Here is a 14623-nt window from a genome sequence, read left to right as displayed (position 1 = left end):
CGCCTCCTGGGCTACCGACTCGTTGGCGCGTATCAGCCCTTCGACTGTCTCATAGGCTTGTGGTGTTGGTTTCCAGTTCGGCTCGCGTCTTTGAACGGCGCGTATCGCCTCCTGCATGCGGCCCATACTCACCGCCAGCCGCGCCTCTTGTGCGGGCGTGATGGCCTGCCATCGTCAAAGGATGCGGACCTGTCCTCCTCCGCGCGGTCTGCGGCGGCTGACGCGGATCGGGCGGGTTTCTGAACCGTCTCCGACCCACCGGCCACCGTCAGGGTTGCCTGCCGGCACGCGTGGCTGTTCCGGGCGGAAGCCGGCCTTCAAATGAAGGAATAATGTCAGGGTGCGCAGCTCCAGGGCAATCGCCGCAAACCTGTAGCTGGATCGTAGGATGCTTGCTTCAGTTCGGTCTGTCGAATTCATTGCCGCCGCTACCCGCTTTCATTTCAGCGGGGCAATTACGCGTGGGCTGGCAGCGGCGGGGATAAAGGGGATGTACAAAGACATTCGGTCGAATCATACAGGATGGTAGCGTTGGATGCGGGCGACGAAGACGGGACACGAATTTCCTTTACGAAACACGCTGATTTCGCACGCTTTGCCTTTCCGAGATGTCTTGCAGTCCGAAACACTGGTCCTTATATACGCCCCATCACCGTGGCTATCGCTGCGAATATTTCACAGACCCATCCCGTTAGGGGCTGTCACATGAATGCCTGACCGGGTTCTGACAGTCCGCTTCAAGGAGAGAATGACATGGCTAAAGTAATCGGTATCGACTTGGGAACGACCAATTCCTGCGTCGCCGTCATGGACGGCAAGGACGCGAAGGTCATCGAAAATGCGGAAGGTGCGCGCACGACCCCTTCGATCGTTGCGTTCAACGACGACGGCGAGCGTCTGATCGGTCAGCCGGCCAAGCGTCAGGCCGTCACCAACCCGGAAAACACGTTGTTCGCCGTCAAGCGCCTGATCGGCCGCCGCTACGACGACAAGCTCGTGGAAAAGGACAAGGGCCTCGTTCCCTACAAGATCGTCAAGGGCGACAATGGCGACGCATGGGTCGAAGCGCACAGCGAAAAATATTCGCCGTCGCAGGTCTCCGCCATGATCCTTCAGAAGATGAAGGAAACCGCTGAATCCTATCTCGGCGAAAAGGTCACGCAGGCCGTTATCACTGTTCCCGCCTATTTCAACGACGCCCAGCGCCAGGCAACCAAGGATGCCGGCCGCATTGCCGGTCTCGAAGTCCTGCGCATCATCAACGAGCCGACCGCGGCTGCTCTGGCTTACGGCCTCGACAAGAAGGACGGCAGGACCATCGCCGTTTACGACCTGGGTGGCGGTACCTTCGATATCTCGGTCCTTGAAATCGGCGACGGCGTCTTCGAAGTGAAGTCGACCAACGGCGACACTTTCCTGGGTGGTGAAGACTTCGACATGCGTCTGGTCGAATATCTCGCGGCCGAGTTCAAGAAGGACCAGGGCATCGACTTGAAGAACGACAAGCTCGCCCTGCAGCGCCTCAAGGAAGCTGCCGAAAAGGCCAAGATCGAACTGTCGTCCTCGCAGCAGACCGAAATCAACCTGCCGTTCATCACGGCTGACGCGTCCGGTCCGAAGCACCTGACGATGAAGCTGTCGCGCGCCAAGTTCGAAAGCCTGGTCGACGATCTCGTCCAGCGCACCGTTGCCCCTTGCAAAGCGGCCCTCAAGGATGCCGGCGTCACTGCGGCCGAGATCGATGAGGTCGTTCTCGTCGGCGGCATGAGCCGCATGCCGAAGGTGCAGGAAGTCGTCAAGCAGCTGTTCGGCAAGGAGCCGCACAAGGGCGTCAACCCGGATGAAGTCGTTGCTCTCGGCGCCGCCATCCAGGCCGGCGTTCTACAGGGTGACGTCAAGGATGTCCTGTTGCTCGACGTGACCCCGCTGTCGCTCGGCATCGAAACGCTCGGTGGTGTGTTCACCCGCCTGATCGAACGCAACACGACGATCCCGACGAAGAAGAGCCAGACCTTCTCGACGGCCGAAGACAGCCAGAACGCCGTAACCATCCGCGTCAGCCAAGGCGAGCGCGAAATGGCGCAGGACAACAAGCTGCTTGGCCAGTTCGACCTGGTCGGCATTCCGCCGGCACCGCGTGGCATTCCGCAGATCGAAGTGACTTTCGATATCGACGCCAACGGCATCGTGCAGGTTTCGGCCAAGGACAAGGGCACCGGCAAGGAACATCAGATCCGGATCCAGGCATCGGGCGGTCTGTCCGACGCGGATATCGAGAAGATGGTCAAGGACGCTGAAGCAAACGCTGAAGCCGACAAGAAGCGCCGCGAAGGTGTCGAAGCCAAGAACCAGGCCGAAAGCCTGATCCATTCGTCGGAGAAGTCGCTGAACGAATTCGGTGACAAGGTGACAGAAGTCGAGCGCACGGCGATCTCGGATGCGATCGCCGCATTGAAGACCGCCGTCGAAGCCTCCGATCCGGATGCCGAGGACATCAAGACCAAGACCCAGACGCTTCTCGAAGCCTCGATGAAGCTGGGTCAGGCGATGTACGAATCGCAGCAGGCCGACGCCGCCAATGCCGATGCGCAGGCGGATGCGGCCCGCGATGGCGACATCGTCGATGCCGACTACGAGGAAGTCAACGACGAGGACGATCGCAAAAAGTCCGCATAAGTCTTTCTCTGGGACCTGAATATCGAACCCGGGTTGCTCTCTGGCATCCCGGGTTCTTTTTGTTTGAGCTTACGGATTCACCTTAACGGATGATTTGGAAGACGCTGATATAAGATTCATGCGAACGGCGTCGTGAAAGTGCGGCAGGAATTTCGGTCATGCATTTCAGAATTTTCGAATCCTGGCGGCTCATGGCAGCTATTCTGGTGATGACCTATCATTTCCTGCGGTTCGGACCCGGCGATGCCTTCCAGTTTGATCTGAGCCATGTGCTCGAACGTCTGCTGCCGTTGATGGACATGTTCTTCATGATCTCCGGCTTCCTCATCCTGCTGCGCTATGGCGACAAGCTGAAGGACTGGCCGAGCTACAAGTCGTTCATCGTCCGCCGCCTCGCACGCTTCTATCCGCTTTACCTTGTTACGTTGACCTTCTTCATCCTCGTTGGCGTGATGCTGCATCTCGGGCTGGTGTCATCGACGGTGCCGGAACGCTACGATTATAGCATCCTGCTGCAGAATATTCTGCTTTTGCAGGCCTGGGGGACGACGAAGGAATTGAGCTTCAACTACGTGTCCTGGTCGCTGTCGGCCGAATGGTTCTGCTACCTGCTGCTGCCGGTCTACGTCTTCGTCATCCGCCGTGCCGGCGTGAAAGGGCTGGCGGCACTTGCCGTGGCCAGCGTCATCTTGCTGGAAGTCGCGACACGGGCCGGGGTGATCCCGTTCAAGAGCTGGCTGTTGGCCGATACCTGGGGCGCCTATCGCGCCTTTGCCGACTTCGCCATTGGCGGCGTGGTCATGCTGCTCGCGCGCGACAGCCGCCTCAAATGGCGTTCTCATGCACTCGCCTGGGGTCTCTTTGCCTTTGCCATGGCGAGCATGATGATGCTGTGGCCTGCCTATGTCATCGTCGGGCTGCTCGGCATCGCCATGTTCGCCGCCGCCGTGGTGGAGCGCAACAATCCGGATGGCGCCAAGGCCCTGTCGGTTCTGTCGCCGGCCGGCAAGGTCTCGTTCGGCATCTATCTCTGGCATCCTGTGGTGGAGACGATCGTGCTCGCCCTCATCTGGCGCCACGGCATCGAGCCGCTCGGTATCATCAGCTTCTATCAGTTCCTGATCGTGCCGATGATCATCGCCGTTCTCGTCGCCATGGGCTCTGATCGCTACTTCGAAAAACCGGTGAGCGAGCGGATCAATCGCCTGTTCGGCTGGGACCGCAATGCGCGCAAGCCGCATGCGGAGGCGGCGGCGACCTGAAAGCCGCAGGAAACCGGTCTTTTCCAACAAAAAACGGCAGTGATGCTGTATTGCCTATGGTATCGCGGGTGAAGGTTCACTAAATCCTGTGCAAGGAAATTTGGCGACCACCGGGCAGCCGGTTTTGACGCGCCTATTCAATGGGACAACCTCAAAGTATGAAACGTGATCTTTACGAAACGCTCGGCGTTGCGAAAACAGCGGATGACAAGGAGCTGAAAGGCGCTTTCCGCAAACTGGCAATGAAGTATCATCCGGACAAGAATCCCGGCGATGCGGAATCGGAAAAGACCTTCAAGGAAATCAACCAGGCCTATGAGACGCTGAAGGATCCGCAGAAGCGGGCGGCCTACGATCGTTATGGCCATGCGGCCTTCGAGCAGGGCGGCATGGGCGGTGCCGGCGCGGGCATGGGTGGTGCCGGTGGTTTCTCCGATATCTTCGAGGACATCTTCGGTGAGATGATGGGCGGCGGCCGCCAGCGGCGGTCTTCCGGAGGCCGCGAACGCGGTGGCGATCTGCGCTACAACATGGAAATCACGCTGGAAGAGGCCTATACCGGCAAGACCGCGCAAATCCGCGTGCCGACGTCGATTACCTGCGACGTCTGCACCGGCACGGGCGCCAAGCCAGGCACCAAACCGACGACCTGCGCCACCTGTCAGGGCTCTGGTCGCGTGCGCGCCGCACAGGGCTTCTTCTCGATCGAACGGACGTGCCCGACCTGCCAGGGCCGCGGCCAGACGATCGCCGATCCCTGCACCAAGTGCCACGGCCATGGCCGGATCACCGAGGAGCGCTCGCTCTCCGTCAACATCCCGGCCGGCATCGAGGACGGCACCCGCATCCGCCTGTCGGGTGAGGGCGAGGCCGGCGTACGCGGTGGCCCGGCGGGCGATCTCTATATCTTCCTGTCGGTCAAGCCGCACGAATTCTACCAGCGAGATGGTGCGGATCTCTATTGCAGCGTGCCGATCTCGATGACCACGGCGGCGCTCGGCGGCAAGTTCGACGTGGCGACGCTCGACGGCACCAAGTCGCGCGTGTCGGTGCCGGAAGGCACCCAGGCCGGCAAGCAGTTCCGCCTCAAGGGCAAGGGCATGCCGGTGCTACGCTCCAGCCAGGTCGGCGATCTCTATATCCAGATTCAGATCGAGACGCCGCAGAAGCTGACCAAGCGCCAGCGCGAACTCCTCAAGGAGTTCGAGGAACTGTCCTCCAAGGAGAACAATCCGGAATCGGCGGGCTTCTTCTCCCGCATGAAGGATTTCTTCGATATCGAATGATCGTCGCAGCGCGCGACTGGCCGAACCGACAATCGGCCATATATCCGGGCCGGAAGCAGCAATGCTTCCGGCCTTTCATTTTCCGCGGTCCGCCCATGGCCGCGGCGGCCGAGCCGAACCCGACAGCGAGAGAGGTGCTTCATGACCTATGAGCTCTATTACTGGGACGGGATTCCCGGCCGTGGCGAATTCGTCCGACTGGCGCTGGAGCAGGCCGGCGCCGATTATGTCGATGTCGTTCGTGAGGAAGGCGGCACGGCGCGGATGATGGCGGTGCTGAAGGGCAGGACCAAGGGCTTCGTGCCGTTCGCGCCGCCGTTCCTGAAAGATGGCGACCTCCTGATCTCCCATGTCGCCAACATCCTGCTTCACCTTGGCGGCAAGCTCGGCCTTGCCCCGAAGGATGAGGCAGGCCGGCTCGAGGCAAACAGCTTGCAGCTCAGCATCACCGATTTCGTCGCGGAGATCCACGACGTGCATCATCCGATCGGCGTATCGCTCTATTACGAGGACCAGAAGGAGGAGGCGTTGCGGCGGGCGGAGGATTTCCGCGACGAGCGCCTGCCGAAATTTCTCGGCTATTACGAAGGACAGCTTGGCAAGAACGCAAAGGGCGAAATCCACGCCGTCGGTGAAACGCTGACCTATGTGGACCTGTCGCTATTCCATGTTGTGGAAGGCCTGCATTATGCCTTCCCGAAGGCGATAGCGGCGGCCGAGCCGGACTATCCGATGCTCGTCGGCCTCCATGCACAGGTCAAGGCGCTGCCGAACATCAAGGCCTATCTGGCATCCGGCCGCCGGCTCGCCTTCAACGAACAGGGTATTTTCCGTCATTATCCCGAGCTGGACCGAGCATAGTTCACTACTCCATCACCGCGCTGTGGTCGATCGCGGGGGGTGCCTTCGGCTTGCGCAACAGGAAGACCAGCGGCATGACGGCGAGCGACATCAGCATCAGGAGCTTGAAATCGTCCATATAGGCAATGATCGTTGCCTGCAGCGTGACGATGCTGTCGAGCGAGGCGCGGCCAACGGCGGTCATCGGATCGAGACCGGCTGCCGCCGGTGCCTGGAAAGCGTGGTTGAACGGTGTCACATAGCTGGCGATCGCTTCATGGTTGGCCTGTGTGTTCTCTACCAGAAGGGCGGCGACGACGGCGATACCGACGCTGGAGCCGACATTGCGGGACAGGTTGTAGAGCCCGGTGCCGTCGCCGCGCATATCCGCAGGCAGGGTGGCGAATGCGATTGTCGTCAACGGCACGAACAGGAAGCCGAGGCCGGCGCCCTGGACGAAACCGACCGATATGATCGTCCATTGCGAGACATCCGGCGTCCAGCCCGTCATGTCGTACATCGCCCAGGCGGTGATCGCCAGCCCGGTGAACAGCAGGATGCGTGTGTCGATCTTGCCGATCAACCGGCCGACGACGAACATGCAGACCATGGTACCGAGGCCGCGCGGGCCCATGACGATGCCGGCGGTGATGACCGGATAACCCATCAGCGACTGGAGATAGGGCGTCATCAGCGCCAGCGAGGCCAAATAGGTGACGCCGACAACGAAGATGAACAGCATGCTCACCGTGAAATTCTGATCGAGAAACAGGCGCGGGTTGATGAAGGACTTTTCCGTCGTCAGCGTATGGATCAACAACAAATAGAAGGCGCTGGCGCAGACAATCGCCTCGATGATGATCTCGCCGGAGGAAAACCAGTCGAGCTGGCCGCCGCGGTCGAGAAACAGCTGCAGCGAGGCGATGCCGAGGCTGAGCATGCCGAAGCCGAACCAGTCGAGTTTCGCCTGGGCGTCGATCCTGGTTTCCTTGACGAAGATACTGATGCCGGCAAAGGCGAGTACACCGATCGGCACGTTGATGTAGAACACCCAGCGCCAGCTGATATTCTCCGTCAGCCAGCCGCCGATCACCGGCCCGAGCACCGGCCCGACCATGACCGAGACACCGAACAGCGCCATGGCCGAGCCGCGCTCCTCGACCGAATAGATGTCGAGCAGGATGCCTTGCGACAGCGGTACGAGCGCTGCGCCGAACAGGCCCTGCAACAGCCGGAAACCGACGATCTGGGTCAAGGACTGGGCAAGGCCGCAGAGAACCGACGCGACCACGAAGCCGACGATCGCCACCAGCAACACGCGCTTGCGGCCAAATTTCTGCGACAGAAATCCGGAGGGCGGCGTCATGATCGCGGCCGCGACGATATAGGAGGTCAGCACCCAGTTGATCTGGTCAGCGCTCGCCGCGACACTGCCCTGGATATAGGGAAGTGCCACATTGGCAATCGTCGTGTCGAGCGCCTGCATGATGACGGCCAGGATGATGCAGGCCGTGATCGCGCCGCGATTGGCGACCGGCGTCGTGGCCGCGGACGGGGTGCTGCTCATGACAGTGCTTACTCGTGTGCCTGCGCGATCGAATGGTCGAGCAGATTGCGGATCGAATCCGGTAGGCCGCGGGCATGGCCGGTATCGACGGCGATCAGCGTGCTCATGCCGACGCGCAGCGGCGGCTTGCCCTTCGTATCGTCGATGCTGACGCGCATCGGAATCCGCTGCACCACCTTTACCCAGTTGCCGGATGTGTTCTGTGCCGGAAGCAGCGCGAAGCTGGAGCCGGAGGCCGGGCTGACGCTTTCGACCCTGCCCTTCCATTCGACGCCCGGATAGGTGTCGATGGTGATGCTCACCGGCTGGCCGGGCTTCACATAGGTCAGCTCCGTTTCCTTCGGGTTCGCAGCGATCCACATGTTCTTGGTGGAGACCAGCGAGAAGGCCTGCTGGGCTGCGTCGAGATAGGAACCGGTCTGAAGGGCGTTCACATTGGTGACGACGCCGTCGAACGGCGCACGAACCGTTGCGTGGTCAAGTTCGCGCTGGGCATCGTCCACCGCCGATTTGGCTTCGAGATAAAGCGGATTCTTCTCGATCGGCTGATTGGCATCTCCACCGAGTTCGGCAAGCGTGGTTGCCGCCTGGGCTTGAGCGACCGAGACCTTCTGCCTGGCTGCTTCCAGATTGTGCTTGGCGTCGTCATAGGTCGCATGCGACGCCGCGGCGTTCGAGATCAATGTCTGCTGCCGGTCGAAAACGGTCTGATAATAGGGGATATCGGCCTCGACCTGCGCGATCTGGGCGAGTGTCTGCGCATAGCTTGCCTTGAGGTTCAAAAGCTGGTTACGGGCAGCGGCAAGCTTTGCCTGCGCGCCCTCGAGCGCGATGCGGAACGAATCCTGCTTCAGCCGGAACAGCACCTGCCCTGCTTTCACCGCCTCGTTTTCATGCACGTCGACGGAGGCAACGATACCGGCGACATCGGTGGTCACGCCCACCATGTCTGCCTGCAGATAGGCATTGTCCGTCTCCATGATCTGGCCGCCGGTGACATAGTAGTAGCCGCCGACAACGAGAGCGATTGGCAGCAGGGCGAAGAGGATCGGCCGCTTGAGGCTGCGGCGACGTTTGGTGGTGGGCGCGGGCTCCGCAGCGGGGACAGCGTTGATCTTGGCTTCCGCCGTCGGGGCTTCGGCGGGTTCGAGCGCGGTGACATTGGCATTTGCGGGGACGCGAAGGGAGGATGTGTCAGCCATGGTGTGTTTCTTTGTCGGCCGGCGCGCGGCAGGCCTGCAGGAGGTTGGATTTCATCAGGTCGAGAATGGCGAGCAACCGTTCCCGGTCGTCGTCGGAAATGCCCTGCAGCGCCTCGCTGCGGGTGGCGTCGCCGATGGCGCGCATGTCGGACAGGAGCCCGCGCGCCAGTTCGGTCGTATAGAGAAGCGAAATGCGGCGGTCGGTCTCGTGCCGCCGGCGCTCGATGAAGCCGCGCTCGGCCAGCTTGTCGAGAACACGCATCAAGGTGATCGGCTCGATTTCCAGAAGCTCCGCCAGACCGCTCTGATGGATGCCTTCGTTCCGTGCGAGATAGGCGATCGTCTGCCATTGCGAGCGGGTCAAGCCCATATGCTTTGCCCGCTGTTCGAAGCGCTTGCGCAGCAGGCGCGCAACGTCGTGCAGCAGGAAGCCAACGGTGGGGGCAAGGTTCATCGGGAGGGCGCCATATAGTAAGCATGCATAAGATAAGCATTCTTATTTTAATTCTCGCAGCGGCGCAACAAGGCGCGCGCATTGCGGCAATCTTTGCGCAACCGCCGCAGCGTCCGGCTTTGTTCCTTGAAAAGGTCATGTTCCACCTTGCCATTGGCGCTCCGCGCGCTTAGCTCTCGGGGCGACACGCAACCGGATTCTCCATGCCGCACAAGGTTTCCCTCTCCCGTCTGAAGCTGAGCGATTTCCGCAATTACGCGGCGCTTTCGCTGGACCTCGATGCGCGCCATGTCGTGCTGACCGGAGACAACGGCGCCGGAAAGACCAATCTGATGGAGGCCGTCTCGTTCCTGTCTCCCGGCCGGGGCCTGCGCCGCGCCGCCTATGCCGATGTGGCGCGCGTCGGCGCCGATACGGGGTTTTCCGTCTTTGCCGAACTTGAAGGCATGGATGGCCCGGTGGAAATCGGCACGGGAACGGCCGGTGCGGAAGATGGACAGGCGCGTCGCCTGCGGCTGAACGGCACCACGGCGAAAACCGTGGACGAACTGCTCGATCATGTCCGCGTACTCTGGTTGACACCGGCCATGGACGGCCTGTTCACCGGCGGATCGAGCGATCGCCGCCGCTTTCTCGACCGGCTCGTCCTGTCGCTCGATCCCGAACACGGCCGCCGTGCCACCGATTACGAGCGCGCCATGCGCAGTCGCAACAAGCTCCTGTCCGAAGGGCGGCCCGATCCTGTCTGGCTAGCCGGACTGGAACGCCAGATGGCCGAGCTTGGGATTTCCATGGCGCTGGCGCGGCAGGAAATGCTGGGTCTGCTGGTCGGTCTGGTGGACCGCAATCATGAGGGCGGCGTGTTCCCTGCCGCCGATCTCGCGCTGTCCGGCTTCCTCGATGGCGAATGGCACCGACCGGCCTTCGATCTGGAAGAGGAATATCTGGAGATGATGAAGGCCGGCCGCTACCGGGACGCCGCGGCCGGGCGCACGCTCGATGGCCCGCATCGCAGCGATCTCCTGATCCGTCATCGGGCCAAGGACATGGAGGCTGCGCGCTGTTCGACCGGCGAGCAGAAGGCGCTTCTCGTCGGTCTGGTGCTCGCCCATGCCCGCCTTGTCGGCAACATGACCGGCCATGCGCCGATCCTGCTGCTCGATGAAATCGCCGCCCATCTCGATGAGGGCCGTCGCGCCGCTTTGTTCGATCTGGTCGATGATCTCGGTGGGCAGGCCTTCATGACCGGCACGGATCAATCGATGTTCTCGGCGCTCGGGGAGCGGGCGCGTTATCTGACGGTTGCCAATGGCAGCGTTGCGGGGTGACATTCCAACATGAGCACACTCAATTCCGAAGAAATCGAACGCTATGCGCGCCATATCATGCTGCCGGAAATCGGCGGCACCGGCCAGCAGGCGCTGAAGGCGGCGCGCGTTCTGGTCATCGGGGCCGGCGGCCTCGGCGCGCCGGTGCTGCAGTATCTCGCCGCCGCCGGCATCGGTACGCTGGGCATTGTCGATGACGATACGGTTTCGCTCTCCAACCTGCAGCGCCAGGTGATCCACGGCACGCCGGATATCGGCCGGCCGAAGATCGACAGCGCGGCGGATACGATCGAGCGGATCAACCCGCATGTGACCGTCATCCGCCACGCCGAACGGCTGAATGCGGGTAATGTCGAAAAACTGTTCGCCGGTTACGAGATCGTCGTCGATGGTTCCGACAATTTCGAGACCCGCTATCTCGCCGCCGATGCGGCCGAGCGGCTCGAGGTGACGCTGGTCAGCGCCGCCGTCGGCCGTTTCGATGGATCCTTGACCGTGCTGCAGCCCTGGAAGACCGCGCAGGACGGGCGGCAGAATCCGCGCTACCGCGACCTCTTTCCCGCCCCACCGCCGCCGGGCGTTGTTCCCAGCTGCGCCGAGGCCGGCATTGTCGGGGCGCTGACCGGCGTGCTCGGAACATTGCAGGCTATGGAAGTCATCAAGGTCATCACCGGCGCCGGCGAGCCGCTGATCGGGCGCCTGCTGATGTATGACGCGCTCGCCGCGCGGTTCGAGACGATCAAATACAGCCGCAGGAAGACGCCCGATGCAGTTCCTGGCGATCGATGAGTCCTTTGCGGATTGGGAAGCGCTGCTGGCGCTGATCCTCGATGCCTTCGCTTATATGCATCCGCGCATCGATCCGCCGTCATCGGCCTTGCGGCTGACGCTGGGTTTTCTGAAGGAAAAGGCCAGAACCGAGAAGGGCTATGCGGCAATCGAGGATGGCCACCTGCTCGGCTGTATCTTCTGCAAGCCGGAGTCGCCGGATTGCCTCTATATCGGCAAGCTCGCCGTCACGCCGCAGGCGCAAGGCAAGGGCGTCGGTCGGTTCTTGCTCGAAATCGCGACGGATTATGCGGTGAGGCAGCAATTGCCATGCCTGCGGCTGGAAACGCGGATCGAACTCACCGAAAACCACGGTGTCTTCGCGCGCTGGGGCTTTGTCCGTTCCGCCGACGGCGTGCATCCCGGCTTTTCGCGCACGACTTTCATTGAGATGCGCAAGCCGATCTGACCGCTCAAGCCCGGCCGGGCAGGACACGGTCCGGCGGGCGGTGGCCGTCGAAGAAGGTGCGGATGTTGATTACCACCTTGTCGCCCATGTCGATGCGGCCTTCGAGCGTGGCGGAACTCATGTGCGGCAGAAGCACGACCCGGCCTTCGCTGGCGAGCTTGACGAGCTTTGGATTGACCGCAGGTTCGTTCTCGAACACGTCGAGGCCGGCGCCGGCGATCTTGCCTTCGCGCAGGCACTTGATCAACGCGACCTCGTCAATGATGCCGCCGCGCGCCGTATTGACGATATAGCTGGTCGGCTGCATCAGCGCGAGCCGACGGGCTGATAGAAGGTGATAGGTGGCGGGTGTCGACGGGCAGTTGACCGAAACGATATCGACGCGTGCGAGCATCTGATCGAGGCTGTCCCAATAGGTCGCCTCCAGCTTTTCCTCGGTCTCGGTGCTGACGCGGTGCCGGTTGTGATAGTGGATCGACAAGCCGAAAGCCTTGGCGCGGCGGGCGACGGCGGTGCCGATCCGCCCCATGCCGACAATGCCGATGCGCTTTCCGGAGATGCGGCGCCCCAGCATCCATGTCGGCGACCAGCCGGCCCATTCGTCCTTGCGGTCGGTCAGGATCTTGGCGCCTTCGGCGAGGCGGCGCGGTACCGCTAGAATCAGCGCCATGGTCATGTCGGCGGTGTCTTCGGTCAGCACGTTCGGCGTGTTGGTGACGGTGATGCCGTGGCGCGCGGCAGCGTCGATATCGATATTGTCGGTGCCGTTGGAAAAACTGGCAATCAACTTCAGCTGCGGTCCGGCCTGCTCGATCAGCGCCGCGTCGATCCTGTCGGTGACGGTCGGCACCAGCACATCGGCGCGCTTGACGGCGGCCACGAGTTCCGGCTGCGTGCGCGGCGTATCGTCGATGTTGAGCTCCGCATCGAAGAGTTCCCGCATGCGCGTCTCAACCACATCAGGCAGTTTGCGGGTGATGTAGACCTTGGGTTTTTTCTTCGCGGTCATGCTGCCTACTTGCCCTTGTTGACGGGTTTTTAACCAAGATGAGTGATCGTTCTCCCTGCAGTTCCATTTTCTACCAGACCCGGTGTGGAAGACAAACAAAACTCTAGATGTTCCCAGACGATTTGCCTCGCTTCAGCGGGACCGGTGAGAGGTTGCCCTGCAAGATGTTGAATTGTCTCGGAAAACGGATTTCGTCATGCGTCAGTTCCTTTCCAGGCTCGCTTTCGTCGTCGCGGCGACAATGTCCATCGCAGCCACCGATGTAATGCCGGCCCATGCGCAGGCAGCCAAAGGCGCGAGCGGCTTGCCGCTGCCGCGTTTCGTCAGCCTCAAGTCCAAGAGCATCAACCTGCGCGTCGGGCCAAGCGTCGACTACGCGATCGCCTGGCGCTATCTGAGGGCCGGCGTGCCGGTCGAGATCACACAGGAATATGACAACTGGCGCAAGATTCGCGATGCCGACGGCACGGAGGGATGGGTCAACCAGGCGCTCCTGTCCGGCGAACGCACCGCGCTGACCGCACCCTGGATGCGCGGCAAGGGCGATGGCGTCTTCGTCAACATGCGCCGCGATCCGCAGGCGAATGCCGGCATTGTCGCCCGCATCGAGCCGGGTGTCGTCGTTCATGTCGGCGAATGCAATGGCGAGTGGTGCCGCGCCGATGCGCAGGGAACAGACGGATGGATCTCGCAGGGCGAAATCTGGGGGGCCTATCCCGGCGAAGCCTTCAAGTAAGCTTTTTGCCTTCGGAAACGGTCAGAGAAGACCTGCTTCCGTCGCGGCGGTCTTCAACGAGATCATCGGGCGCGGCCCGACCTGCTCGATGACGATGCCGGCGGCAAGGCTGCCGAGCTTGCCGCAATCGGCGAGCGTCCTGCCCGTCGTATAGCCATGCAGGAAGCCGGCGGCATAGAGATCGCCGGCGCCCGTCGTATCGACGACGCGGCTGATCGTGGTCGCCTCGACCTTCACCCGCTCTTTGCCCCTGACGATGATCGAGCCTTCTTCGCTGAGTGTCACCGCAGCCAGCTTGCAATCCTGTGCGATCTTCGACAGCGCCTGTTCGAAATCCTCGGTCTCGTAGAGCGCAAGCGCCTCGGCACGGTTGGCGAAAACGATATCGACCGTGCCGGAACGCATCAGGTCGAGGAATTCGGCACGGTAGCGGTTGACGCAGAAACTGTCGGAGAGCGTCATCGCCACTTCGCGACCGTTCTCGTGTGCGATGCGGGCGCATTCGCGGATCGCATCCTTGGCAAGCGGCGGATCCCAGAGATAACCTTCGAAATAGGTCACGGTCGCATCGGCGACGACGGCCGGCTCCACATCGTCGGGGCCGAGCTCGACGCAGGCGCCGAGATAGGTATTCATCGAGCGCTCGCCATCTTCGGTCACGAAGATCATGGAGCGTGCGGTCGGCGGCTCCTTTTCGAGCGGCCTGGTTTCGAAATGAACGCCCTGGGCGCGAATGTCGTGGGCGAATATCTCGCCGAGCTGATCGTTGGCGACCTTGCCGAAATAGGCGGCACGGCCGCCGAGGCTGGCGACGCCAGCCGCCGTATTGCCGGCACTGCCGCCGGAGGCTTCGAGAGCCGGTCCCATGCGCGAATAGAGCAGTTCGGCGCGGTTCGCGTCGATCAGGTTCATCGCACTCTTGATGATGCCATTGTGAACGAGAAACGCGTCGTCACACCGCGCAATGATATCCACGATCGCATTGCCGATTGTGAGCACATCGAATTTCGTCATCCGGAACCGCCT

General features: G+C 61.8%; 13 protein-coding genes. 8 read left to right on the top strand and 5 right to left on the bottom strand.

Annotated features, from left to right (window positions below; genetic code table 11):
- Positions 1–753 precede the first annotated feature (753 nt).
- The 4 genes from dnaK to ACST81_RS01100 all read left to right on the top strand — a co-directional run bounded on the left by dnaK (position 754) and on the right by ACST81_RS01100 (position 6085).
- A complete protein-coding gene (dnaK, locus tag ACST81_RS01115) occupies positions 754–2676 on the top strand; it encodes a molecular chaperone DnaK (RefSeq protein WP_438750968.1) in 1923 nt (640 codons plus the stop codon).
- 158 nt (positions 2677–2834) lie between these two features.
- On the top strand, positions 2835–3938 hold the full coding sequence (locus ACST81_RS01110) for an acyltransferase family protein (RefSeq protein WP_438750967.1): 1104 nt from the start codon (positions 2835–2837) through the stop codon (positions 3936–3938).
- A gap of 158 nt (positions 3939–4096) precedes the next feature.
- Positions 4097–5224, top strand: a complete 1128-nt coding sequence (gene dnaJ, locus ACST81_RS01105; protein WP_438750966.1) for a molecular chaperone DnaJ — start codon at positions 4097–4099, stop codon at positions 5222–5224.
- A 141-nt stretch (positions 5225–5365) separates the two neighbouring features.
- On the top strand, positions 5366–6085 hold the full coding sequence (locus tag ACST81_RS01100; protein ID WP_438750965.1) for a glutathione S-transferase: 720 nt from the start codon (positions 5366–5368) through the stop codon (positions 6083–6085).
- A gap of 4 nt (positions 6086–6089) precedes the next feature.
- Here the strand turns inward: ACST81_RS01100 and ACST81_RS01095 are convergent, their stop codons facing one another.
- Genes ACST81_RS01095 through ACST81_RS01085 form a run of 3 tightly spaced genes read right to left on the bottom strand, consistent with a single transcriptional unit; the run spans position 6090 to position 9287 of the window.
- Positions 6090–7631, bottom strand: coding sequence for a DHA2 family efflux MFS transporter permease subunit (locus tag ACST81_RS01095; RefSeq protein ID WP_438750964.1), 1542 nt, complete (start codon positions 7629–7631; stop codon positions 6090–6092).
- 8 nt (positions 7632–7639) lie between these two features.
- Positions 7640–8833, bottom strand: coding sequence for an HlyD family secretion protein (locus ACST81_RS01090; RefSeq protein WP_438750963.1), 1194 nt, complete (start codon positions 8831–8833; stop codon positions 7640–7642).
- On the bottom strand, positions 8826–9287 hold the full coding sequence (locus tag ACST81_RS01085) for a MarR family winged helix-turn-helix transcriptional regulator (RefSeq protein WP_438750962.1): 462 nt from the start codon (positions 9285–9287) through the stop codon (positions 8826–8828). The genes ACST81_RS01090 and ACST81_RS01085 overlap by 8 nt, the downstream gene beginning before the upstream one ends.
- Before the next feature lie 203 nt (positions 9288–9490).
- Here ACST81_RS01085 and recF point away from each other — a divergent pair, with 203 nt between their 5' ends.
- From recF to ACST81_RS01070, 3 genes are read left to right on the top strand one after another with little or no spacing between them, the layout of a single operon-like run.
- Entirely contained in the window at positions 9491–10615 is a 1125-nt protein-coding gene (gene recF, locus ACST81_RS01080; protein ID WP_438750961.1) for a DNA replication/repair protein RecF, read from the top strand.
- Positions 10616–10624: 9 nt separating this feature from the next.
- A complete protein-coding gene (locus tag ACST81_RS01075) occupies positions 10625–11404 on the top strand; it encodes a molybdopterin-synthase adenylyltransferase MoeB (protein ID WP_438750960.1) in 780 nt (259 codons plus the stop codon).
- A complete protein-coding gene (locus ACST81_RS01070) occupies positions 11382–11852 on the top strand; it encodes a GNAT family N-acetyltransferase (protein WP_438750959.1) in 471 nt (156 codons plus the stop codon). Before ACST81_RS01075 ends, ACST81_RS01070 begins: the two co-directional genes overlap by 23 nt.
- Before the next feature lie 4 nt (positions 11853–11856).
- On the opposite strand, the gene ACST81_RS01065 is transcribed toward ACST81_RS01070, so the two are convergent.
- Positions 11857–12861 carry a 2-hydroxyacid dehydrogenase gene (locus tag ACST81_RS01065; protein WP_438750958.1) on the bottom strand — a complete coding sequence of 335 codons (1005 nt, stop codon included), beginning with the start codon at positions 12859–12861 and terminating at the stop codon, positions 11857–11859.
- A gap of 196 nt (positions 12862–13057) precedes the next feature.
- Here ACST81_RS01065 and ACST81_RS01060 point away from each other — a divergent pair, with 196 nt between their 5' ends.
- Positions 13058–13597 carry an SH3 domain-containing protein gene (locus ACST81_RS01060; RefSeq protein ID WP_438750957.1) on the top strand — a complete coding sequence of 180 codons (540 nt, stop codon included), beginning with the start codon at positions 13058–13060 and terminating at the stop codon, positions 13595–13597.
- Positions 13598–13618: 21 nt separating this feature from the next.
- Here ACST81_RS01060 and ACST81_RS01055 read toward each other — a convergent pair whose 3' ends face one another.
- Positions 13619–14611 carry an adenosine kinase gene (locus ACST81_RS01055; protein ID WP_438750956.1) on the bottom strand — a complete coding sequence of 331 codons (993 nt, stop codon included), beginning with the start codon at positions 14609–14611 and terminating at the stop codon, positions 13619–13621.
- Between the last annotated feature and the right edge of the window lie 12 nt (positions 14612–14623).

The organism is Pararhizobium sp. O133 (genome assembly GCF_051669845.1).
In the GTDB taxonomy this organism is placed as follows: domain Bacteria; phylum Pseudomonadota; class Alphaproteobacteria; order Rhizobiales; family Rhizobiaceae; genus Pararhizobium.
The sequence above is the reverse complement of the archived record's forward strand: the minus strand, read 5'-3'. Positions and strand labels throughout refer to the sequence as shown.